This window comes from Flavobacterium sp. WC2421 (assembly GCF_040822115.1).
Lineage (GTDB): Bacteria > Bacteroidota > Bacteroidia > Flavobacteriales > Flavobacteriaceae > Flavobacterium.
In genome coordinates this window covers 3139032-3163943 of record NZ_CP162004.1, presented here as the reverse complement: position 1 = coordinate 3163943, position 24912 = coordinate 3139032, and the positions used below count along the sequence as shown (strand labels likewise).

General features: G+C 34.0%; 13 protein-coding genes. All 13 read left to right on the top strand.

All coding sequences use genetic code 11. The features are described 5' to 3' along the window. Positions 1–22: 22 nt before the first annotated feature. The gene (locus AB3G33_RS13430; RefSeq protein WP_367770390.1) at positions 23–2272 is read left to right on the top strand and encodes a GH92 family glycosyl hydrolase; all 2250 of its coding nucleotides are present in this window, start codon (positions 23–25) and stop codon (positions 2270–2272) included. Next, positions 2272–4149, top strand: a complete 1878-nt coding sequence (locus AB3G33_RS13425; RefSeq protein WP_367770387.1) for a sodium:solute symporter family protein — start codon at positions 2272–2274, stop codon at positions 4147–4149. Before AB3G33_RS13430 ends, AB3G33_RS13425 begins: the two co-directional genes overlap by 1 nt. Before the next feature lie 91 nt (positions 4150–4240). Then, on the top strand, positions 4241–5206 hold the full coding sequence (locus AB3G33_RS13420) for a glycosidase (protein WP_367770384.1): 966 nt from the start codon (positions 4241–4243) through the stop codon (positions 5204–5206). Between the two features lie 8 nt (positions 5207–5214). Further along, entirely contained in the window at positions 5215–6282 is a 1068-nt protein-coding gene (locus AB3G33_RS13415) for a carbohydrate-binding family 9-like protein (RefSeq protein ID WP_367770381.1), read from the top strand. A gap of 7 nt (positions 6283–6289) precedes the next feature. Further along, positions 6290–7375: a putative glycoside hydrolase gene (locus tag AB3G33_RS13410; RefSeq protein ID WP_367770378.1), complete on the top strand. Its 1086-nt coding sequence runs from the start codon at positions 6290–6292 to the stop codon at positions 7373–7375. Between the two features lie 7 nt (positions 7376–7382). Beyond that, positions 7383–9617, top strand: coding sequence for a GH92 family glycosyl hydrolase (locus tag AB3G33_RS13405; protein WP_367770375.1), 2235 nt, complete (start codon positions 7383–7385; stop codon positions 9615–9617). A 13-nt stretch (positions 9618–9630) separates the two neighbouring features. Next, complete coding sequence (locus tag AB3G33_RS13400) at positions 9631–10647, top strand: isoaspartyl peptidase/L-asparaginase family protein (protein WP_367753500.1); 1017 nt, start codon at positions 9631–9633, stop codon at positions 10645–10647. A gap of 13 nt (positions 10648–10660) precedes the next feature. Further along, the gene (locus AB3G33_RS13395) at positions 10661–13807 is read left to right on the top strand and encodes a glycoside hydrolase family 2 TIM barrel-domain containing protein (protein WP_367770373.1); all 3147 of its coding nucleotides are present in this window, start codon (positions 10661–10663) and stop codon (positions 13805–13807) included. A gap of 2 nt (positions 13808–13809) precedes the next feature. Then, positions 13810–16131 (top strand): family 20 glycosylhydrolase, encoded by a 2322-nt coding sequence (locus tag AB3G33_RS13390; protein ID WP_367770372.1) that lies wholly within the window; start codon positions 13810–13812, stop codon positions 16129–16131. Positions 16132–16134: 3 nt separating this feature from the next. Beyond that, the gene (locus AB3G33_RS13385) at positions 16135–18444 is read left to right on the top strand and encodes a GH92 family glycosyl hydrolase (RefSeq protein ID WP_367770370.1); all 2310 of its coding nucleotides are present in this window, start codon (positions 16135–16137) and stop codon (positions 18442–18444) included. Between the two features lie 44 nt (positions 18445–18488). Beyond that, positions 18489–19973: an alpha-L-fucosidase gene (locus AB3G33_RS13380; protein WP_367770369.1), complete on the top strand. Its 1485-nt coding sequence runs from the start codon at positions 18489–18491 to the stop codon at positions 19971–19973. Between the two features lie 14 nt (positions 19974–19987). After that, positions 19988–22234, top strand: a complete 2247-nt coding sequence (locus AB3G33_RS13375; protein ID WP_367770366.1) for a GH92 family glycosyl hydrolase — start codon at positions 19988–19990, stop codon at positions 22232–22234. A gap of 30 nt (positions 22235–22264) precedes the next feature. Continuing rightward, positions 22265–24910 carry a glycoside hydrolase family 3 N-terminal domain-containing protein gene (locus AB3G33_RS13370; protein WP_367770363.1) on the top strand — a complete coding sequence of 882 codons (2646 nt, stop codon included), beginning with the start codon at positions 22265–22267 and terminating at the stop codon, positions 24908–24910. Positions 24911–24912 lie beyond the last annotated feature (2 nt).

Genomic DNA, 24912 nt, shown 5'->3' with positions numbered 1-24912 from the left:
TTTTATATACAGATAGATTCCTATGAAGAAAATTTCCTTATTTATTTTAGCTGCAGGTTTACTTACAGGTTGTAAGATAAAGATAGATAAAAATGATAGCTCTAAGTTACTTTTTATCGAACATGTTAATCCGTTTATTGGTACTGGTGGGCACGGGCATACTTATCCAGGAGCAACCGTTCCTTTTGGAATGCTTCAAGTAAGTCCTGATAATGGTGTTTCTAGCTGGGATTGGTGTTCGGGCTACCATTATTCTGATTCCATAGTGGCAGGTTTTAGCCATTTGCATTTAAGCGGAACAGGTATTGGTGATTTGGCCGATATATTATTTATGCCAATAAATAAAAAGGTAGATTTAAAAGCACAACCTACTTCTAGAGATTTACTTGCCTATAAGTCGACATATAGCCATTCTAATGAGACATCAATACCTGGATATTACCAAGTTTTTCTTGAAACCCCTAAAATTAATGTGGAGTTAACGGCTTCAAAACGTACTGCTTATCATAAATATACATTTGCTAAAAATGACATGCAGTCTGTAGTAGTGGATCTTGGTTTTGCAATCAATTGGGACAAATCAACAAAAACAGGGATTACGATTGAAAATGATAATACCATAAGTGGTTATCGTTACAGCACAGGTTGGGCTAAAAATCAAAAAGTATTTTTTGTGGCTCAATTTTCTAAGTCTATTACAGGACAGGAATTAATTGCTGACCGAAAAGTTATAAAAGGAACTACAACTTCGGGAGAGAAAGTAACTTCGCAATTGTTTTTTGTTAATAATAAAAACAATGAGTTGTTTGTAAAAGTAGCTTTGTCTTCGGTTAGTTTGGCTAATGCCAAAGAGAATTTAGATACTGGAAATTTTGAAACTACAAAATCAGAAACCAAAACAATTTGGGGTAATACATTATCCAAAATTGAAGTGGAAACTCCAATTGATTCGCTAAAAACGATGTTTTACACTGCTGTTTACCATGCCCAATTAGCGCCAGTTACTTATAGTGATAAGAACGGACAGTTTAGAAGAGAGGATGACCAAATTATAACTGCTACTAATTACACGGCTTATTCTACATTATCGCTTTGGGATACTTTTAGAGCCGAAAATCCTTTGTTGACTTTATTAGCTCCTGACAAGTCTTCGGATATTGTAAATTCTATGTTAGCTTATTACGAAACTAAAAAAATATTGCCTGTTTGGACCTTATACGGGAATGAAACCAATACGATGACAGGTTACCATTCGATTCCTGTGATTCTTAATGCGTATAAAAACGGAATAAAAGGGTTTGATGCTGAAAAAGCCTATTCCGCTATGAAAGCAACCATGATGCAAGACGAACGCGGATTGAATTTATACAAACAATACGGTTATATTCCTTATGACTTACTGGATGAATCAGTAACAATAACTTTAGAGTATGCTTATGATGATTGGTGTGTAGCTCAAATGGCTAAAGAATTAGGAAAAAATGAGGATTATGATTATTTCTTGAAACGTTCTCAAGCGTATCGCTATTTATTTGATCCAATAACTGGCTTTATGCGTGGAAAATCAAAAGACGGAAAAACGTGGAATACACCTTTTGATCCAAAACACTCTAATCATAGAGAACATACTGATTATACGGAAGGTAATGCTTGGCAACACAGTTGGTTTGTACCACAAAATGTAGATGACTTTATTGCATTAAATGGAAGCAACGACATTTTCGTAAAACGTTTAGAACAATTATTTACTGAAAGTTCAGAGATAACTGGAGATAATGTTTCTGCAGATATTTCGGGATTAATCGGACAATATGCACATGGTAATGAGCCAAGTCATCACATTTCCTATATGTTTAATCATGCTAATGAACCATGGAGAACACAGTATTGGGTGCATTATATTTTAGATACACAATACAATACTACACCTAATGGATTGAGTGGTAACGAAGATTGCGGTCAAATGTCAGCTTGGTATGTATTTAGTTCAATGGGATTGTATCCTATGAATCCAGCTTCTGGTGAGTACGAAATAGGAAGTCCAATTTTTGAAAAATCAACAATTCATCTTCAAGATGGAAAAACATTTGTTATACAGGCAGAAAATGTTTCCAACAAGAATTTCTACATTCAATCGGCTACTCTAAATGGAGTTGTATTCAACCAAACAACAATTTCACATCAACAACTTTTACAAGGTGGTATTTTATATTTCGTTATGGGATCTGAACCTAATAAAAAATGGGGTTTAACTATTAAATCAGTAAAGTAATGGATAGCATTGATGTATCAATAATTGTATTTTATATAATATTAACCATAGGTATTGGAGTTTGGATTTCTAGAAAAGCTTCGCAAGGATTAGATGATTATTTTTTAGGGGGAAATTCTATAAAGTGGTATTATCTAGGTTTAAGTAACGGATCAGGTATGTTTGACGTATCTGGAACGGCTTGGATGGTTGGGGTATTGTTTTTATATGGTGTCAAAAGTTTTATGTTTATGTGGCTTTGGCCTATTTGGAACCAAATCTTTGTCATGATGTTTTTGGCAGTTTGGATCCGTAAATCAAATACCATGACAGGATCTGAATGGATTTTAACCCGTTTTGGTAACGACAATGCAGGTAAAGCTTCTCATATAATTGTAGCTGTTTTTGCCATTGTTTCTACGATAGGTTTTATCGCCTACTTTTTTGAAGGAATTGGTAAGTTTATGACCATTATTTTACCTTGGAATTTAGCCCTTCAAATAGGAGATATGATGGTATTAAATTCGGAGCAATCGTATGCTTTATTGGTTATCTTCTTAACAACAATTTACACGATAAAAGGAGGTATGTTTTCGGTGGTGGCAACCGAAGTATTGCAATACGGGATTATGGTGATAGCAGGAGTACTTGTTGCTGGCTATACATTGATTAATTACACTGATGTTCAAATTAATTCTGTAATTACTCCTGAATGGAAAAATGTATTCTTTTCTGCGGAATTAGGATCACACTGGGGGGCAAAATTCAAAGCTTTTGATAATTTAATTAATACTGAAGGCTATAAAATGTTTGGTTCATTAGTGGGAATGTCTTTGTTTAAAGGTTTTTTTGCTAGTATAGCTGGACCAACACCAAGTTATGATTTGCAACGAATTCTTTCCACTAAATCTGTAAAAGAGGCCGCATACATGAGTGGTTTTACAAACCTTATTTTGTTTATTCCTAGATATTTATTAATTGCTGGAATCGTTGTAATAGCATTGGTAACCTTAGCTCCTGAAATGGCTATTAATCCAAATTTAAGTGGTGCCGATTTAGAAGTATTAATGCCAAAAGTAATTAATCTTCATATTCCCGTTGGAATAAAAGGACTGTTATTAGCTGGATTGTTAGCGGCATTTATGTCTACTTTTTCTGCATTTGTAAATGCGGGACCAGCCTATATTGTTAATGATTTATATAAAAAATATTTTAAGCCAAATGAGTCTAGTTCTCATTATATTAAAATAAGTCAAGTTGCTTCTTTCTTAGTAGTTGGTTTGGGTGTTTTTATGGGCTTCTTTGCTGATTCTATTAATTCCTTGACCTTATGGATAACAAGTGCATTGTTTGGGGGTTATGTAGCAGCCAACTTTTTAAAATGGATATGGTGGCGTTTCAATGGTTGGGGGTATTTTTGGGGTATGTTTTCTGGATTAGTGGTTGCGTCTTTAGAATTTGTTTTAGACCAAAATAAAGGGAACTTCACTTCTGGAACATTTCTATACGATTTGTCTGAAATGCAAGCTATCTATTTGTTTCCAGTTATATTGACCTTCTCTACTTTGGGTTGCTTGCTAGGGACTTTCTTTAGTAAACCTACAGATATAGAAGTGTTAAAATCATTTTATACTAATGTAAGACCTTGGGGATGGTGGAAACCAGTTTATAATGAACTAAAAAGTAAAGATCTAACTTTTGAAAAAAATAATGATTTTACAAAAGATATGCTGAACTGTCTTATTGGAATTATATGGCAATCAAGCATGATTGTCCTTCCAATATTTTTTATAATTAGAGATTATCCCAAAACGATAGTATCACTAGTCATTTTCTTGATTACTTCGATTATTTTAAAATATACGTGGTTGGATAAAGTGAGAAAAATAAAAAATTAAAAGAAGAATAGTATAAGTTTAAATCGGGTGTGATTATTAAAAATGAATTAGACCTAAGATAGTGTTAAGTTTAACAAATAAATTAAATATAGTGAGTACAATTCCATGGCAAGATAGACCAGAAAACAGCAATGAAGTAATTTGGAGATATTCAGAAAATCCAATTATTGACAGGTATGCAATACCATCATCAAATAGTATTTTTAATAGTGCAGTCGTTCCTTTTGGAGATGGATTTGCAGGTGTATTTAGATGTGACAACAAAGCAGTCCAAATGAATATTTTTGCTGGATTTAGCAAGAATGGAATGGACTGGGATATCAATCATGAGCCTATTGTAATGCAAGCGGGTAATACTGAAATGATAGAATCAGATTATAAATATGACCCCCGTGTCGTTTTTATTGAAGATCGTTATTGGATTACTTGGTGTAACGGATACAATGGACCAACAATTGGTATTGGATATACATTTGATTTTAAGGAATTTTTTCAATGTGAAAATGCCTATTTGCCTTTCAACAGAAATGGGGTATTGTTTCCACAAAAAATCAACGGTAAATTTGCCATGTTAAGCCGTCCAAGTGATAATGGACATACTCCTTTTGGAGATATTTGGATTAGTTACAGTCCAGATATGAAATATTGGGGAGAGCATAGATGCGTAATGAAGCCAACTCCTTTTGAAGACAGTGCTTGGCAATGTACAAAAATTGGAGCAGGACCTATTCCTATTCTTACTGATGAAGGTTGGTTAATGTTGTATCATGGTGTAATCAATACGTGTAATGGATTCCGTTATAGTATGGGAGCTGCTATTTTAGATACAAATCAGCCTGATATTGTAAAGTATAGAACACAACCTTATTTATTAGCTCCTGCTGAGTTGTATGAGCAAGTGGGTGACGTAGGAAATGTAGTTTTCCCTTGTGCTGCTTTACATGATATGGAAGAAGATAAATTGGCCGTTTATTATGGTGCTGCTGATACTGTTGTAGCGATGGCATTTGGTAAATTAAGCGAAGTACTTCAGTTTACAAAAGACAATAGTTTATAAAAAAAAGCATGGCTGTGAAATTGAAATGGTTATCAGTTGTATTTAGTCTAATTTCTGTTATTGGTTTTTCACAATCAAAAAAAGGAATTATCCCTAAATCGTATGTTGTTCATAAAGTATTTGATACAATCGTTATCGATGGCGATGAATCGGATGCTTCATGGTCAAAAGTGGATTGGTCAGATCCTTTTACCGACATAGAAGGAGTGGAAAAACCAAAGTACAACACTAAGGTGAAAATGCTATGGGATGAGACTAATTTTTACATTCTCGCTAAGATGGAAGAACCACATGTTTGGGCTAATCTAAAACAGCGCGACACTATTATTTTTTACAACAATGATTTTGAGGTTTTTATTGATCCGGATGGTGATACATTCAATTATTACGAATTAGAAATAAACGCTTTAAATACAGCTTGGGATTTATTCTTGACAAAACCCTATCGTGAGAATGATAATGTAGTATTGAATGACTGGAATATATCGGGATTAAAATCGGCCGTTAAAATAAACGGAACAATCAATAATCCCAATGATACCGATGAAGGTTGGGTGCTGGAAATGGCAATTCCTTGGGCAGCTTATAGAAAGTCCTTTGGTGAAAATAATGTTCCAGTAGATCAATTTTGGAGAGTAAATTTCTCTAGGGTAAATTGGCAACATTCTTTAACAAATGGAACATACAAAAGAAAGAAAGGTTCAGACGGGAAATTTTTACAAGAGTATAATTGGGTATGGTCTCCACAAGGTGTAATCAATATGCATGAACCTGAAAAATGGGGTTATGTTTATTTTTCTTCAAAAGCGGGAACCGATAGTTTTATTATTCCACAAGAGGAAAAATTAAAGTGGGAATTATACAGCCTTTACCGAGCTCAAAAAAAATATTACCAAACTCATAAGGCATGGGCTAAATCTTTAGATAGTCTAACTAAATCTAGTATTGTTGTTGATGGTAAAATGGTAAAACCTGTTTTAGAAAATCATTCAACAGGATTTAATATTACAATAAAAAGTCCTTTTTCAAATAAAACGTTAATTATTAAACAAGATGGGAAAATTATATCAAACTAAAAAAACGATGAGACTACCTAAATTATTACTTTTTATCTTAGCATTGAGTATCATTTCATGTGCTAGTAAAAAAGAAGATGAAAAAACTCCATTTGAATTTGGGGTATGGATAACGGCACATAAGGAGAGAACAAATGCAGATTATGCTCAAGAATTTGCGAAGTATAAAAATGCTGGAATTGATGAAGTATTAATTAATACAGGAACCGATCCAAAATTGTTGAAACGATTAGTTCCAATCGCAAAAGAAAATGGGTTAAGAGTGCATGCTTGGATTATGGCCATGAACAGACCAGGTGATTCTATAGCACTTCAGCACCCCGACTGGTATGCTGTTAGTAAAGAAGGAAAGTCTTGTTTTGATAATCGTCCATACGTAGATTATTACCAATGGTTGTGTCCAACTAGAAAAGAATCTAGAAATCACGTATTAGGTTTAGTAGAAGAATTAGCTAAAGTAGACGGAATCGAAAGTGTACATTTAGACTACATTCGGTTCCCCGATATTTTCTTACCAATTGGTTTGTTGCCCAAATACAATTTGGTGCAAGACGAGGAGCTACCCCAATATGATTTCTGTTATTGTGATGAATGTATAAAAGCTTTTGAAAAAATACATCATAAAAATCCAAAAGAAAGCCATAACACATCAATTGATATGGAATGGAAAAATTTCAGACTAAATGCTATAAAAGCAGTTGTTGATGATGCTTACAAAATTGTTCACAAATACCATAAAAATTTAACGGCTGCCGTATTTCCTTACCCAGAAATGGCTGATCACATGGTACGTCAACGCTGGGATAAATGGGATATTGATGAGGTTTATCCTATGATTTATCATGGTTTTTACAATGAAGAAGTAGATTGGGTTGGTTATGCAACTAAACAAGGTGTTTCGGACTTACTAAGAAAAAAAACTAAAATAAATACAGGTGTTTATTTACCCGCTTTTAAATCTCCAGAAGAATTGAAAGAAGCTATTTTATTAGCAAAAGAAAATGGAGCTAAAGGAGTTTGTTTCTATGATGGACCCGCTATAACTCCTGAACAATTAAGAACGATTAAAGAAACTAAAGAAAGTTTAAAATAATAGTATAATGAAACATGGTCTACTATATATAGTTTTTCTAGCCCTAATATATAATTGCGGTCGGTATGAATCAGGCCATGTTCAATTAACCAATTATGTAAATCCTTTTATAGGCACAGATGGTCCGGGGAATACCTATCCTGGAGCTACTGTGCCCTATGGAATGGTACAGTTAAGTCCAGATATTGGGATTCCAGGTTGGGATAGAATTGCTGGTTATTATTATAAAGATTCTATTATTTCCGGTTTTTCACACCTGCATTTAACGGGTACTGGTGCCGGCGATTTGTATGATATTCTAATAATGCCCACCAACAGTAGATTTGTAAATAGAATAAAAGATAATAACTTCATGCCTTTTTCTAGTTTTTCACATGAAAAAGAAAAAGCTTTTCCAGGCTATTACGCTGTAGATTTATTGGATTTTGGTATAAAAGCGGAGCTAACTGCAACTGCCAGAACAGGTATTCATAAATATACATTTCCTAAAGATAATGCTTCACAAATTCATATCGATTTGGGGTATGCTTTAAATTGGGATGCTCCCACAAAAACATATATAAAAGTAGTCGATAATACCACTATTGAAGGGTATAGAAAATCTACTGGTTGGGCAAAAGACCAAAGGGCATATTTTGTAATAAAACTTTCTAAACCTTTTGAATCCTATCAAATTTACAAAAATGATTCATTGACAACGAGTCCTGCTGAAGCCGTAAAAACAAAAATTGTTTTAAATTATAAGACAACTGATAATGAGGAAATCATTTTAAAAACAGGGCTTTCAACGGCTACTATTAAGGGAGCTTATAAGTCTTTACAAGTGGAAGCACCCGATTTTAATTTTGAAAAATACAAAGAACGAGCAAATAATTTGTGGGAGAAAGAATTACAAAAAATAGAGGTAACCACCGCTGATGAAAATAAGAAGAAGGTTTTTTATAGCATGATGTACCAATCCATGTTAGCACCCACACTTTTAAGTGATTGTTATGGGGATTACAAAGGTGCTGATGGTAAAATTCATAATGCTCAGGTTTTTGATCGGTACGATACCTTTTCATTATGGGATACGTACCGAGCTGCACATCCATTGTACACTATTTTGCACCCAAAAAGGGTGTCAAGTATGATCAATTCTTTATTAGCTCATTATAAAGAAACAGGATTATTGCCCGTGTGGTCTTTGCAAGGAAATGAAACCAATATGATGATTGCAAATCACGCTATTCCAGTAATTGTTGATGCTTATTTTAAAGGAATTAAAAATTTTGATGTAGAGTTGGCTTATAAAGCGTGTAAAGAAAGCTCCATGGTTGATTCAAGACAATATGATAGTTATAAAACTTTAGGATATGTTCCAGCTGATGAAAGCGGCGATAACTGGTCGGTTTCAAAAACGATGGAATACGCATATGATGATTGGTGTTTGGCTCAATTTGCAAAAGCATTAAATAAAGGAACCGATTATAAATATTTCATAAAACGTTCAGAGAATTGGAGAAATGTTTATGATTCAAAAAGTAATTTTATGCGTCCAAAATTTAAGAACGGGCAGTTTTTAAAAGAATTTATACCAAAAGATTATACTCCTTATTTCTGCGAAAGTAACGCATGGCAATATTTCTGGTCTGTTCCTCAAAATATTGAAGGTTTAATTAAAGTGGTTGGTGGAAAGGATGCATTTGAAAAAAAGTTAGATTCTATGTTCACTTTAAAACCATTCCCAGAAGACAAATTACCCATTTTTAGCACAGGGATGATTGGGCAATATGCGCACGGGAACGAACCAAGTCATCATGTGGCTTATTTATATAATTATATTAATAAACCTTGGAAAACCCAAAAGTTAGTGAGAGAGATCTTAGAAACGCAATATAAAAACGAGCCAAATGGACATTGTGGTAATGAAGATTGTGGACAAATGTCTTCCTGGTATATATTGAGCTCATTAGGTTTTTATCCAGTAAATCCAGCACAAAGTATTTATAGTTTTGGTGCACCAATGTTTGACACCGCTACTTTAAATTTAGAGAATAATAAAACATTTGTTATTAAGACAAAGAATAATTCTAAAGATAATATTTATATCCAATCTATTGAATTGAATGGTGAAAAAATGAATAGAAATTATATTACGCATAATGAAATTATGCAAGGAGGGACTTTAATTTTTACAATGGGTAATGTGCCTAAAAGCAACAATAACAGCATGGCATTATCCTCTAAAATTTATAATTAAAAAAATCAAAATCATGTCAAACAGAAGAGATTTTATAAAAAGAACAACTTTAGGAACACTTGCTGTAGGCTCCTTTTTTAGCTTTAAAAGTGTTGCTAATGAAGTAGAGGAAGAAAAAGTAACGGATTTAAAAAAAACTAAAAAACCAGTAATCATTTCTACTTGGAATCATGGTTTGCCTGCCAATGCTGAAACTTGGGTACAATTAAAACAAGGAAAACCTGCATTAGATGCGATTGAATCGGGCTTAAAAATTCCTGAAGCTGATCCCAATATTAGAAGCGTGGGTTATGGGGGATATCCTGATCGTGAAGGAAAAGTAACGCTAGATGCTTGTATTATGGATCACAATAGTAATTGTGGTTCAGTTTCTTTTTTGGAAGGGATAATGCATCCTATTTCGGTAGCCAAAAGAGTTTTACAAAACACTCCACATGTTATGTTATCAGGTCAAGGAGCATTACAATTTGCTTTATCGGAAGGATTTGTAGAGGAGAACTTGTTAACTCCAGAATCCGAAAAGGATTGGAAAAAATGGCTAAATGAATCGAAATATAAACCAGTTATCAATATAGAAAATCATGATACTATTAGTATGCTCATGATTGATGAAGAGGGTAATTTGGCAGGAGGTTGTACTACAAGTGGCGCAGCTTGGAAAATGCACGGACGCGTTGGTGATTCCCCAATCATTGGTGCGGGTCTTTTTCTAGATAACGAAGTTGGTGCAGCAGCAGCTACTGGATTAGGTGAAGCGGTAATAAGAACTGCAGGAAGTGCCATGGTAGTAGAATTAATGCGTCAAGGAAAATCACCCTTTGATGCTTGTAAAGAAATCACCGAGCGCATTTACAACAAGCATAAAAAACATAAAGATATGGAGTACTTGCAAGTTGGTTTTATCGCACTTAATAAAAATGGGGAGTATTCTGGATATAGTTTGCGTTCTGGTTTCAACTATGCAGTTTGCGATGATGAAAAAGGAAACCGAATGGAAGATGCTAAATTCAAAATGACTTGGGATAAATAATTTGTAACTTTTAATGAGAAATACACTCTTTATATTCACTTTTATACTTGCGTCGGTAGCTCCGTCTTTTGCACAGGGGGAAACACCTTTTTGGTTAAATGAAAAAATCAATGCCGATAATAGAGAACCTATGCACGCTTCCTATTTTGTGTATGAAAATGAAGCTTTGTTAGCCAAAAATGATTGGAAACTTTCCGAAAATTATTTGGACATCAATGGATTGTGGAAATTTAAATATGTAGCAAGTCCGAATGATTTGCCTAGCGGATTTGAAAAAAGTGATTTTAATGATACAACTTGGGATGATTTTAAAATTCCAGCCAATTGGGATGTAAACGGTTATGGTTATCCGATTTATACCAATACAACCTACGATTTTGCTAAATATATTGCTATAAATCCCCCTTTTGTCCCAACAAAATACAATCCTACAGGCGTTTATAGAAGAGCAATTACCATCGATAAAAATTGGGATGGGAAACAAATTTTTCTACACATAGGAACAGCCAAATCCAATCTTACTGTGTGGATAAATGGACAGTATGTTGGTTATGGCGAAGATGGTAAATTACCTCAAGAATTCGATATTACCTCTTTTCTAAAAACAGGAAAAAATACCATTACGCTAAAAGTGATGAAATGGAGTGATGGCTCGTATTTAGAATGTCAAGATTTTTGGCGAATGAGTGGCATCACTAGAGAAAGCTATTTGTATGCAAGGAATAAAGTGCATCTTAAAGATTTTGAAGTTACGCCGGATTTAGATGCTTCGTATGTAAACGGGACATTAAAAATTGCAACTGAATTTTCTGGCTATAATAAAAAAGATTCTTATTTCTTAGAAGTAGAATTGAAAGAAGGTGCGAAAACTATTCTTTCGAATACGCAAAAACTAAATACAACCAATAAATTAGTTTTTAATCTTGCTGTAGATAATCCAAAAAAATGGAGTGCTGAAGTTCCAAATTTATACCAACTCAATTTTATTTTAAAGGATAAAAAAGGGAATGTAGTCGAAGTGATTACGCAAAATGTAGGTTTTAGAAAAGTAGAAATCAAAGGAGGACAACTTTTAGTAAATGGTAAAGCGGTTTACATAAAAGGTGTCAATCGTATGGAAACAGACCCTACAACGGGACAAACGATTTCTAGAGCCCGCATGGAGCAAGATATTCAAATATTAAAGCAATACAATATCAATGCGCTTAGAATGTCTCATTATCCTAATGATGAATATTTTTATGAATTGTGTGATAAATATGGAATTTATTTGGTTGATGAAGCCAATTTAGAATCACATGGAATGGGCTATGATGTTGATAAAACCCTAGGAAACAAAACCGCTTGGGAGTTAGCACATTTTCAAAGAATAAGCCGAATGGTCGAAAGAGATAAAAATCACCCTTCGATAATTATTTGGAGTATGGGTAATGAAGGTGGAAATGGTTATAATTTTTATCGTGCCTATTTATGGTTGAAAAATAGAGATGCTTCAAGACCTATTCAGTACGAAAGAGCTTCCTATGCAGGATGGGATGGTAAAAACATGAAATTCGATTGGGATTCAGATATTATTGATCCGCAGTACAGCGCACCAACAGCAATGGAAGAATATATTGCTGCGAATCCAAATCCGGAGCGCCCTTATATTTTAAGTGAATACGCACATGCCATGGGGAATTCAATGGGGAATTTCAAGGATTATTGGGATGTATTTCGCGCACATAAAAATTTTCAAGGTGGTTTTGTTTGGGATATGATAGACCAATCTGTATATAAAACAAGGGAAGACGGAAAGAAGGTTTTTGCTTATGGTGGAGATTTTGGTCCAAAAGATGTTCCTAGTGCCAATAATTTTTTGAACAATGGTGTTTTTAACCCAGAGCGCCAACCAAATCCTCATGCTTTTGAAATGCGAAATGTATATCAAAATATTGGAACTTCTTGGAGTAATAAAGAGGCAACAACTATAAAAGTTTTTAATGAATTTTTCTTCAAAGATTTATCAAATGTGAATCTGCATTGGAAATTAATGTTGGATGGAGTAGAAGATAGTAATGGTACAATTGCTTCTTTGGATATTAATCCACAACAATCTAAAGAGTATGTTTTGCTTATAAATCTACAAGGGAAAAAGTTTCAAGAAGCTTTCGTAAATGTAAGTTATACGTTACAAGAAGAGGAACCATTTTTACCGAAAGATTTCGAAATAGCTACTGAACAACTTATTTTAGTAGGGCGGTGGAAAAATGACGCAAAAGTTGTAGGAGCTGCAAAAATTATAGTTTTAAAAAATCCAAATTCCACAGTTTTTAAAAGTGATAAAACGGAGATCATTTTCGATAAAAAAACAGGATTTATTTCGGGTTATACTTATGATAATCAGACTATTTTAAAAGAAGGCTATCAATTGCGACCAGATTTTTGGCGTGCGCCAAATGACAATGATTTTGGAGCAGGATTGCAACAAAGACTATTGCCATGGAAAGAGGCAATGGAAAATCCAAAGTTGTTATCTTGGAATTTTACAATTACAAAAGACAATAAAATAATTGTAAAAGCAACTTATAGTTTGCCAGAGGTTGCTGCTGAATTAGCTTTGAATTATGAAATCAATAGTAACGGAGAATTGAGTGTTCAGCAAGTTTTGAATATTGATAAAACCAAGGAAGAACCTATGTTGCCTCGTTTTGGGATGGAATTGGTAGTACCAAAAACATTCAACACCATGGAATATTATGGTAGAGGACCACATGAAAATTATATAGATAGAAATTACAGTTCGCATGTAGGTTTGTACAAGCAAACCGTATCGGAACAATATTATCCCTATATACGTCCACAAGAAACGGGAAATAAAACAGATGTTCGCTGGCTGAATTTATCGAATGATAAAATACAATTAAAAGTAGAATCAGAAGATTTATTAGGGATTACCGCTTTGCATTATCTAATGGATGACTGTGATGATGGATTAGAAAAAGATCAGAGAAATGCCGCTGATATTATGGAAAGAGATTTGACGAGTTTAAAGATTGATTTCAAACAAATGGGAATTGGAGGAATTGACAGTTGGCAGTCCTGGCCAATGGAGAAATATAGACTTTTAGATAAAATCTACCAATACCAATTTAAAATTACACCAACCTTAAACCAATAAAAATGAGTAGATTAAAAACAATAATTTTAGCAATACTGCTAGGTATTTCTGGATCTTGTGTGAGTCAAAATGCACTCACAGAGAAAGATATTCATATTATCCCTGTACCTGCTAAGATGATTGTGAATAAGGGAAAATTTCAATTTTCTAATTCCACTAGGTTTATCGTAAATGGAAATTCTCAAAAAGAGATTGCAACTGCTTTAATCAACAAGTTTGAAGCTGCAGCTGGCTGGAAACCGCAATTTGCGACAAAGGTGCCAAAAAGCAATTATATCTTGTTTAAAGTAGATAAAAACCTTAATAGAGAAGCATATAAATTGGAAGTTAATGCTAAAGCTATAATTGTTACAGCTAAGGAAAATGCAGGTTTTATTTATGCTCTTGAAACTATTAGACAATTATCGCCAACTGCGATCGAAAGTAAGTCCATTGTTCCTAATGTAAAATGGGAAGTACCTAATGTGACTATCACTGATGAGCCCCGTTTTCAATGGAGAGGATTGATGCTGGATTTATCCCGTCATTTTTTCGATAAAGCATATGTTCTAGAAACAATTGATCGCTTGGCGATGCTAAAAATGAATGTATTGCATTTGCATTTAGTAGATGATCAAGGATGGAGAATTGAAATCAAAAAATACCCTAAATTAACCGAAGTAGGAGGCTGGAGAGTAAATCAAGAAAATCTATTTTGGAATTCAAGACGTAAGGTCAATGCAGATGAAAAAGGGACTTATGGTGGATTTTTGACACAAGAGGAACTAAAAGAAATTGTAAAATATGCACAATCAAAAAATGTTGAAATAATTCCAGAAATAGAGATGCCCGCACACGTAAGTAGTGCTATTGCTTCTTATCCTGAGTTAGCTTGTTTTAACCAACAGATTGGTGTTCCTTCTGGAGGAGTTTGGCCAATTACTGATATTTATTGCGCAGGTAAAGATTCTACTTTTGAATTTTTGCAAAATGTATTAGATGAAGTTTTTGCTATTTTTCCATCTAAATATATTCATATTGGAGGAGATGAGGCAACCAAAACTAATTGGGAAACTTGTCCGTTTTGCCAAAAAAGAATGAAAGATGAAGGATTGAAAAGTACCCATGAATTACAAAGTTATTTTGTAAAAAGAATGGAAAAATACATCAATTCTAAAGGTAAAAGAGTGATAGGTTGGGATGAGATTTTAGAAGGAGGTCTAGCTCCCGATGCAACTGTTATGAGTTGGAGAGGAACCAAAGGTGGAATTGAAGCTACAGAGCAAGGACATGATGTAGTTATGACACCAGATTCTCATTGTTATATTAACTTTTATCAAGGTCCGCAAAACGAAGAACCATTAGCTTTTGATGCCTTTCTTCCATTGAGTAAAGTGTATGAATTTGATCCTATTGTAGAATCAATGACTCCTGCTGAAGCTAAACATGTTTTAGGTGGTCAAGCTAATTTATGGTCGGAATATATTACTACTCCATCAGCATCAGAATATATGATTTTTCCAAGATTAGCTGCTTTGGCGGAAGCCGTATGGAGCCCAAAAGAAGTGAGAAGTTGGAAAAGTTTTATTAATAGATTACCTAGTTTATTGAATCGTTTTGATTATTTAGGAATAAATTATGCTAAAAGTGCTTATCTAATAATTTCTTCTTCAACTGCTGATTTAAAAAATAAAACAGTGAAAGTGGCGTTGAAAAATGAATTGCAAAAAAAAGATATTCGTTATGTTTTTGGCGATAAAAGTTTAACTCATAATCCAATCAAATATACAGATTCGATTGTTCTTAATAAAACAACAATCTTAAAAGCTTCTCTATTCGAAAATGATAAATCAAGAGGAAAAGTCCTTATAGATACCATTCAATTTCATAAAGGGTTTGGCAGTAAAATAAGTTTTAAAACGTCGTATAATGACAATTATAAAGGAAACAGTCCATTAAGCTTAGTAAATATTATTAGAGGTACTAAGGATTTTCATGATGGTCAATGGCAAGCTTGGTTAGCTAATGATATGGAAGCTGTTATTGAGCTGGGAGCTGCTCAAAGTATCAATGAGGTAAGATTAGGTTCGATTGAAAATCAAGGTGCTGGTATATTTTTTCCAATAGCAATAAAAGTATTAGTTTCAAATGACGGAGTTACTTATAAAGAAATGGGGCAACTTTTACATCCATTTGTTACCAATTCAAAATCGGAATTAAAAGATTTTATAATTAATTTTAATGCTATAAATGCCAAATTTGTAAAGGTAATAGCAACCAATTTGAAGAAATCTCCAAAAGGAGAAAGTGTATTTATGTTTTTTGATGAAATTGTAATTAATTAAGATATGAAATATTTAAAATTTTTAGTTTATTTATTGTGTTTTTCTTGTTCGAATAAGACAATTGAATTTTTAAAAACAACAGAAAAAGCAGTCAATGTTGTAGATTATGTTAATCCGTTGATGGGAACTGATTCTGATTATAGTTTATCTAATGGAAATACTTATCCTGTAATTGCGACCCCTTGGGCAATGAACTTTTGGACCCCTACGACATCAAAAATGGGTGATGGTTGGTGTTATAAGTATGATGATAATAAAATTAGAGGGATTAAACAAACACATCAGCCAAGTCCTTGGATTAATGATTACGCTGCCTTTTCATTGATGGCAGTAACAGGAGATTTAAAATATAAAGAAGACGAGCGTGAATCTTGGTTTTCTCACAAAGCCGAAATTGCAAAACCATATTACTATTCTGTTTATTTAGCAGATTATGATGTGACTGCAGAGGTGAGCCCAACGGAAAGAGCAGCTCATTTTAAATTTACTTTTCCAGAAGCTAAAACTTCATACATCATGTTAGATGCCTTTTTTAAAGGATCGATGGTGAAAATTATTCCAGCTGAACGCAAAATAATTGGATACTGTCGTAATAATAGTGGTGGTGTTCCGGATAACTTCCATAATTATTTTGTGGCCGAGTTTGATAAAGATTTTGAAATCAACGATACATGGACTGATGGTTGGAAATTAATGGAAAACTCTACTGAAAGTGAGGGGAAACATGTAGGTGCAATTATTGGTTTTAAAACTAAAAAAGGCGAAGTGGTACATGTAAAAGTAGCTTCATCATTTATTAGTCCAGAACAAGCGCAATTGAATTTAGATAAAGAAATTGGTACTGATACTTTTGAACAAACCAAAGAAAAAGCAAAACAAGCTTGGGAAAAAGAATTAAGTAGAATTCAAGTAGAAGATGATAATATAGATCACATTAGAACATTTTATTCTAGTTTATACCGTGTATTGTTATTTCCAAGAAAGTTCTACGAGTTTGATAAGAATAACAATGTAGTACACTATAGCCCTTATAACGGAAAAGTAAATCCAGGTTATATGTTTACTGATAATGGATTTTGGGACACTTTTAGGGCAGTATTTCCATTCTTTAATATGATGTACCCTGAATTGAATAGTCATATCATGGATGGTCTAGCAAACACTTATAAAGAGTCAGGATGGTTACCAGAGTGGGCAAGTCCAGGACATAGAGATTGTATGGTTGGGTCAAATTCGGCTACGATTATTGCAGATGCATTTCTAAAAGGTGGTAAAAATATCAATGGAGAGTTGCTGTTGGAAGCCATGTTAAAAAATGCAACTGTTGAGAAAGGAAGACCCGTAAGTTCAGTTGGTCGTGAAGGGCTTAATTATTATAATAGTTTAGGATATGTTCCTTATAATGTAAGAATAAACGAAAATGTAGCACGTACTTTAGAATATGCTTTTGCTGATTTTACTATTGGTAAAATGGCTCAAAAATTAGGCAAAACTGATATTGCCAATACGTATTTAAAGAAATCGTTAAACTATAAAAATGTATTTGATCCATCAGTAAATTTAATGAGAGGTAAAAATAAAGAAGGTGATTTTCAAAGTCCTTTTAATCCATTAAAATGGGGAGATGCATTTACAGAAGGAAATAGTTTACACTATACGTGGTCTGTTTTTCATGATGTACAAGGTTTAATTAATTTGATGGGCGGTAAAGATAAATTTGCTTCAAAACTAGATGAAGTCTTTTCAATGCCACCAAGTTTTGATGATTCATACTACGGACAAACTATTCACGAAATTAGAGAAATGCAAGTGGCTAATATGGGGAATTATGCTCATGGAAATCAGCCAATACAACACATGATTTATTTGTATAATTATGCTAATCAATCCTACAAAGCACAGCAAAAAGTAAGAGAAGTGTTAACTAAATTATATGCTGCTACTCCTGATGGATATTGTGGTGATGAAGATAACGGACAAACATCGGCTTGGTATGTGTTTAGTTCACTTGGTTTTTATCCAGTGACTCCAGCAGTGAATCAATATGTAATAGGAAGCCCATTGTTTAAAAAAGCAATACTTCATTTAGAAAATGGAAAAACATTTGAGATTGATGCAAAAGACAACTCTCAAAGCAATTTTTATATTCAGTCTGCTTCATTAAACGGGAAGACGTATTCTAATAGTTATTTAAAATTTGAAGACATTCAAAAAGGAGGGAAATTAGATTTTAATTTAGGAGATATTCCTAATAAAGATTGGGCAGGTAAACCTGAAAATGTGCCTTATTCTTTAAGTAACGAAACTAAATAAGATTTTAAAATTAAAGTTGATTAAAAATTATAAATAGACGAAAGATGAAAAAAGGAATAGTAATACTCGCGATGTTGTTCTCGGCACAACTATTTTCGCAGGCCATATATGAAGATGAACGATATGTACCAGAAACAGATCCATTAGTATTAAAAAATCTAGATGAATGGCAAGGAAAAAAGTTTGGTTTGTTGATGCATTGGGGAACTTATAGTGAATGGGGAATTGTAGAATCTTGGTCAATTTGCCCGGAAGATTATGGATGGTGTGAACGTACAAAGGGAAGCGATCCAGCAAATTATAATACTTACGTAAAAGATTACGAAGGATTAAAAAAGACTTTTAATCCAGTGAAATTTAATCCTGAAAAATGGGCCAAAGTAGCTAAGGCTGCTGGTATGAAATACATGGTATTTACTACAAAACACCATGACGGATTTAATATGTTTGATACTAAATATTCTGATTATAAAGTAACCGATTCCGAATGTGCTTTTAGTACAAACCCTAGAGCAAACATTACAAAAGAAGTTTTTAATGCTTTTCGAAAAGAAAAAATGTGGATTGGAGCTTATTTTTCTAAACCGGACTGGCATAACAAAAACTATTGGAATCCTTATTTCCCGCCTTTTGACAGAAATGTAAATTATGATCCAGCTACTTACCCAGATAAATGGAAAAAATATACTGATTTTACTCATAACCAAATTTTAGAACTGCTTTCTGATTATGGTAAAGTAGATATTTTATGGCTTGATGGTGGTTGGGTTGCTAAAACACCAGAAAATGAAGTGAAAAAAGGGTATGTTGAAAAGTTTGCAGAGAATGAATCAGGAAACGGATTTATAAAACATAGAGTAGTTGACCAAGACATCAAAATGGATGAATTAGTCGTGGAAGCACGTCAAAAACAGCCAGGATTGATTGTAGTAGATAGAGCGGTTCACGGTAAAAATCAAAATTATTTGACACCTGAAAATCGTGTTCCCGAAAAAACGTTGCCTTATCCTTGGGAATCATGTATCACTTCTGGTGGTGGTTGGTCCTATACTCCGGACGCAAAATACATGACAGGAAGGCAAGGAATTCAAATGTTGATAGATGTTGTAGCTAAAGGAGGAAACTTGTTATTAAATGTAGCTCCAGGTCCTGATGGAGAATGGCAGCAAGGAGCTTATGATTTATTAGCACAATATGGAGCTTGGATGAAAGTAAATAGTACTGCTATTTATAATACGAAACCTATTGCTCCTTACAAGGAAAATAATATTTGTATGACTCAAAACAAAGTAGGAAATGTTTTCTTGTTTTATATGGCAAAAACAGGAGAAAATAAAATTCCTTCAGAACTTGTGGTAAAATCAATTAGTCCAAAAAAAGGAACAAAAATTACAATGTTAGGTTCTTCATTAAAATTAAAATGGACAAAACTAGGCGAAGGATTTAGAGTTATCATTCCAGAAAGTTTAAGAAATAATTTACCTTGTAAAGAAGCTTGGACTTTAAAAATTGAAAAGATTAACCGATAGAAAAATTAAAATGTATGTTTTTTAAAAATAGAATTACTATACCCAATACACTGCTTATTTTACTGCTGACTTTTGGTGGTAGTAGTGTGTACGGGCAACAACCAGCAGATTTTGTAAACCCACTTATTGGGACTTCTAATTATGGAGCTACTTTTCCGGGTCCTATTGCACCTAGAGGAATGGCAAGTATCAGTCCGTTCAACGTAGCTGGGTCACAAAATTTGCCTTTAGAAAAAGACAGTCGATGGTTATCAAATTCCTATGTTCATGAAAATACATTTTTAACAGGATTTAGTCAAGTAAATTTAAGCGGTGTAGGCTGTCCCGATTTAGGGGTAATACTGATTATGCCTACAACTGGAGCTGTAGAAATCAATCATTTAAAATACGGTTCAACTTATTCTCAGGAAGTGGCAAAAACGGGGTATTATGGACTTAATATTGACAAATACGGTATCAAAGCGGAGTTTACAACTTCCAAAAGAGTAGGAGTAAGCAAGTTTACTTTTCCCAAAGGACAATCCAATATTTTATTAAATCTAGGTTTAGGTTTAACCAATGAAGAAGGTGCGATGGTAAAAGTGGTGTCAAATACTGAAATTGAAGGAATGCGTTCCGTTGGTTCGTTTTGTTACAATAGTCCAGAAGCTGCTTATCCCGTTTATTTTGTTGCAAAATTTTCTAAGCCAGCAGCTACTTTCGGAGTTTGGAAAAAACCATCCAAATATGAAGGTGTAGAAGCACAATGGATGACCTACAATGGCAAAACTAGAATGATGGATAATACCACCAAAATGGTTGTAGGGGACAGTATAGGAACTTATTTTACTTATCAATTTGAAAAAGCCGAAACAGTCGAAGTTAAAATTGGAGTTTCGTATGTAAGTATTGCAAATGCGCGTGAAAATTTAGAAAAAGAAACTGCAAACAAATCCTTTGAAACGGTTTATAAAGAAACCTATGACGAATGGAACGAGGCACTTTCTAAAATTTTAGTAGAAGGTGGATCCACAGAGAATAAGACTATTTTCTATACCGCATTGTACCATACTTTAATTCATCCCAATATTTTAAATGATGTCAACGGAGAATATCCTGAAATAAAAAGAGAGAAAATAGGGAAGACAGATGGGACTCGTTATACCGTTTTTTCACTTTGGGATACGTATCGGAATTTACATCAATTAATGTCATTGGCTTATCCACAGCAACAATCCAATATGATTAAAAGCATGTTAGAAATGTATGATGAAAATGCATGGTTGCCTAAATGGGAATTGAATTCTACCGAAACTTTTACCATGGTGGGTGACCCTGCTAGTATCGTAATTGCTGACACGTACTTAAAAGGCATTCAGGATTTTGATGTGCAAAAAGCCTACGAAGCGATGTTGAAAGGCGCAGATCAAATTGAAAATAATCCATTACGTCCAGGACTGAAAGATTATATTGAAAAAGGATATTTAACGACTAAAGATAGAGGACCTATTTCTACAACACAAGAGTACAATGCATCTGATTTTGCTATTTCACTTTTGGCGAAAGCCTTAGGGAAAAAAGAAGATGCAGATCGTTTTGGAAAACGTTCCTTATCCTACCGTAAATTATTCGATAAAAATTTAAAATTATTGCATCCTAGAACTCCAGATGGGAAATGGTACGAACCTTTCGATCCATTGTCAGGAGCTAATTTTGAAGAAAATATAGGTTTTATTGAAGGCAATGCTTGGCAATATGCTTTTATGATGCCCCACGATATTAAAGGCTTGATAAAATTAATGGGAGGAAATAAATCGTTCAGTAATCAGTTGCAAAAAGTATTTGATAGCAAGCAATTTGATATGGCAAATGAACCAGATATCGCTTATCCTTATTTGTTTAATTATCTAAAAGGAGAAGAATGGAAAAGCCAAGAATTGGTTAAAAAACTAGTTGCTACATACTTTCAAAACAAACCCAATGGATTACCTGGTAATGATGATACAGGAACGATGTCAGCTTGGTTAGTGTATTCTATGATGGGGATTTATCCCATTGCTCCAGGCGAGCCATTGTATGCGATTACTACCCCACTTTTTGATAAAATCACGATAGAATTGGATCCAAAATACTATAAAAAGAAAAGTATAGTCATTGAAAGAGAAATTAATACTGATGGTAAAATAAAAGCCATTCTATTAGACGGAAAAAAACACGATAGTTTCTTTATTTCACATGATGAATTTGTGAATGGAAATACGCTAAAAGTGATTCAGAATTAATTAATACACTACCCAAAATACCACCAAATAATGAAAAGAATACCCTTTATTTTAGTAATGCTACTCGGTTTTTTAAACCAAGGCTTTGCACAAAAAAAATATCCTTATCAAGATGCTAAACTTCCTGTCGAAAATAGACTGCAAGATTTGTTGAGCCGAATGACTTTGGAAGAGAAAGTGCGTCAAATGGATATGTACAAAGGCGAATACTTTAAAGAAAATGAAGATTTTTCGAAAACAAAATCGGATGCTAAAATTGGAAAACTGGGAATAGGTGCTATTCACGATATTTATCCTCGTTCGGCAAAAATGATTAATGATCTTCAAAAAGAAGTAATTAAAAATAACCGTTGGGGAATTCCAGCGCTGATTATGTGTGAGATGCTTCACGGTTATTTAGATGAAGGAAGTACGGCTTTTCCAATGAATATTGGTTTGGGAGCTACTTGGGATACCAATTTAATGGGTAAAGTGGGGCAAGTTATTGGTACGGAAGCCAGAGCTCACGGAGTTCATTTTGGTTTAGGCCCCAATTTAGATTTAGGCCGTGAGCCGCGTTGGGGAAGAGTAGCGGAGACTTTTGGTGAGGATGCGTATTTGAATAGCGAAATTGGATTGGGAATGATTAAAGGAATGCAAGGAGATGATTTAACTTCTGACCGTTCTATAATTGCTGAGCCAAAACACTTTGCTGTTCACGGAATTCCGCAAGCTGGAGGAAATTCGTCTCCTATTTTAGTTGGAGAGCGTTCGGCGCGTGAAGATCATCTTCCCTCTTTTGAAAAAGCATTTAGAAAAGGTGGTGCTTTGGGAACAATGTGTGCTTATTCCGAATTAGACGGAATTCCTTGTGCTGAAAATCATTGGTTATTAACGGATGTTTTGCGAGACGAATGGGGTTTTAAAGGAATTGTTGTTTCTGATTTGGGTGCGATAAAATACCTTCAAACGACGCATTATGTTACCGATTCTCCAAAAGAAAGTATTCATCAAGCGGTTGCAGCTGGTGTAGATATGCAGTTTTATGATTTTACCAATGAGTTCTGGCAACAAACACTGATTGAATTGGTAAACGAGAAAAAATTAACCATGGCAAATATTGACCGTGCTGCGGGAGGTGTGTTGCGATTGAAGTTTTTATTAGGACTTTTTGAAAATCCTTATACCGATAAAAGTTTAATTAAGTTACGTTTTCATTCGAAAGAAAACCAAGCAGTAGCTTTAGAAGCAGGACATAAATCGATTGTATTGTTGAAAAATCAAAACAACCTATTGCCTCTTAGTAAGGATATCAAAACCATTGCAGTTATTGGACCAAATGCCAATGAGTCAAGATTGGGTGGTTATGCTGTAAAAAATAAAGTGGGAACTACTGTTTTAGAAGGAATTCAACAAGTGGTTGGCGATAAGGCTAATGTACTTTATGAAGAAGGAGTTCCACTAATTGTAAAAGGACAAATAATTCCATCCAAATATTTATTTACACCTGATGGTTCGCAACACGGATTAAAAGGAGAATATTTCAATAATAGAAATATAGAAGGAACGCCAGCATTGACTCGAATTGATAGTCAGTTGGAATTTGACTGGCCTTGGAATCCAGGGGCAGGAGTGAATGATGATGATTTCTCGATTCGTTGGACAGGTTATATCCAATCCGAAAAATCATTTGATGGATGGTTGGGTTTAAGTTCTGATGATGGAATCAGAATGTGGGTGGACGATCAATTGGTTATTGACAACTGGACCAAAGGAGCAACGAGTATCGTTACGACTCCCAAAAATATTGAAGCAGGTAAAAAATACAAAGTCCGCATCGAAATGTGGGAAGGAGGCTGGGGAGCCAGAGCCCATTTGCGTTGGAACTTAGATAAGATCAACTTGCAACCCGCCATTGATATTGCTAAAAAAGCCGATGTTGCTATTGTAGTGTTAGGAGAATCGAATGAATTAGTAGAAGAGAATAGAGATGTTGCTACTTTAGACTTGCACGGAATGCAGCAAGAATTGATAGAGGCAATTCAGCAAACAGGAACTCCAGTAGTTTGTGTGTTGTTAAATGGTCGTCCGCTTTCTGTAAATTGGATTAATGATAATATTCCTGCTATTGTTGAAGGATGGTTTCCAGGTGAAGCTGGAGGAAAAGCTGTTGCCGATGTTTTATTTGGCGATTACAATCCAGGAGGAAGATTACCGATTACTTTTCCAAAATCGGTTGGGCAATTGCCAATTTATTACAATCAAAAACCATCAGCAATACATCGATATGTAAGTGAGAGTGAAAGTCCGTTATATACTTTTGGATATGGATTAAGTTACACGACTTTTGAATATTCGAATTTAGCTTTAAATACCAATGAAATTAAAATCGATGGAGAAATAAAAGTAAGTATCGATGTTAAAAATACGGGTAATTATGACGGAGACGAAGTAGTGCAATTGTACATTAATGATATTTATAGTACTGTAACTACACCAAGAAAAACATTAAAAGGTTTCAAACGTGTTTTTATTAAAAAAGGAGAAACCCAACATCTAGAATTTACATTGACTGCTGATGAAATAGCATTATGGAATCGTGAGATGAAAAGAGTAGTAGAACCAGGTGATTTTGAAGTGATGGTTGGAGGGAATTCAACAGATTTATTAAAAACAAAATTTACGGTGGTAAAATAATA

Bases quoted from the DNA above. Each gene is read 5' to 3' on its own strand.
- AB3G33_RS13430 (WP_367770390.1), top strand. From the start codon at position 23: ATGAAGAAAATTTCCTTATTTATTTTAGCTGCAGGTTTACTTACAGGT.
- AB3G33_RS13425 (WP_367770387.1), top strand. From the start codon at position 2,272: ATGGATAGCATTGATGTATCAATAATTGTATTTTATATAATATTAACC.
- AB3G33_RS13415 (WP_367770381.1), top strand. From the start codon at position 5,215: ATGGCTGTGAAATTGAAATGGTTATCAGTTGTATTTAGTCTAATTTCT.
- AB3G33_RS13410 (WP_367770378.1), top strand. From the start codon at position 6,290: ATGAGACTACCTAAATTATTACTTTTTATCTTAGCATTGAGTATCATT.
- AB3G33_RS13405 (WP_367770375.1), top strand. From the start codon at position 7,383: ATGAAACATGGTCTACTATATATAGTTTTTCTAGCCCTAATATATAAT.
- AB3G33_RS13400 (WP_367753500.1), top strand. From the start codon at position 9,631: ATGTCAAACAGAAGAGATTTTATAAAAAGAACAACTTTAGGAACACTT.
- AB3G33_RS13395 (WP_367770373.1), top strand. From the start codon at position 10,661: ATGAGAAATACACTCTTTATATTCACTTTTATACTTGCGTCGGTAGCT.
- AB3G33_RS13390 (WP_367770372.1), top strand. From the start codon at position 13,810: ATGAGTAGATTAAAAACAATAATTTTAGCAATACTGCTAGGTATTTCT.
- AB3G33_RS13385 (WP_367770370.1), top strand. From the start codon at position 16,135: ATGAAATATTTAAAATTTTTAGTTTATTTATTGTGTTTTTCTTGTTCG.
- AB3G33_RS13380 (WP_367770369.1), top strand. From the start codon at position 18,489: ATGAAAAAAGGAATAGTAATACTCGCGATGTTGTTCTCGGCACAACTA.
- AB3G33_RS13375 (WP_367770366.1), top strand. From the start codon at position 19,988: ATGTTTTTTAAAAATAGAATTACTATACCCAATACACTGCTTATTTTA.
- AB3G33_RS13370 (WP_367770363.1), top strand. From the start codon at position 22,265: ATGAAAAGAATACCCTTTATTTTAGTAATGCTACTCGGTTTTTTAAAC.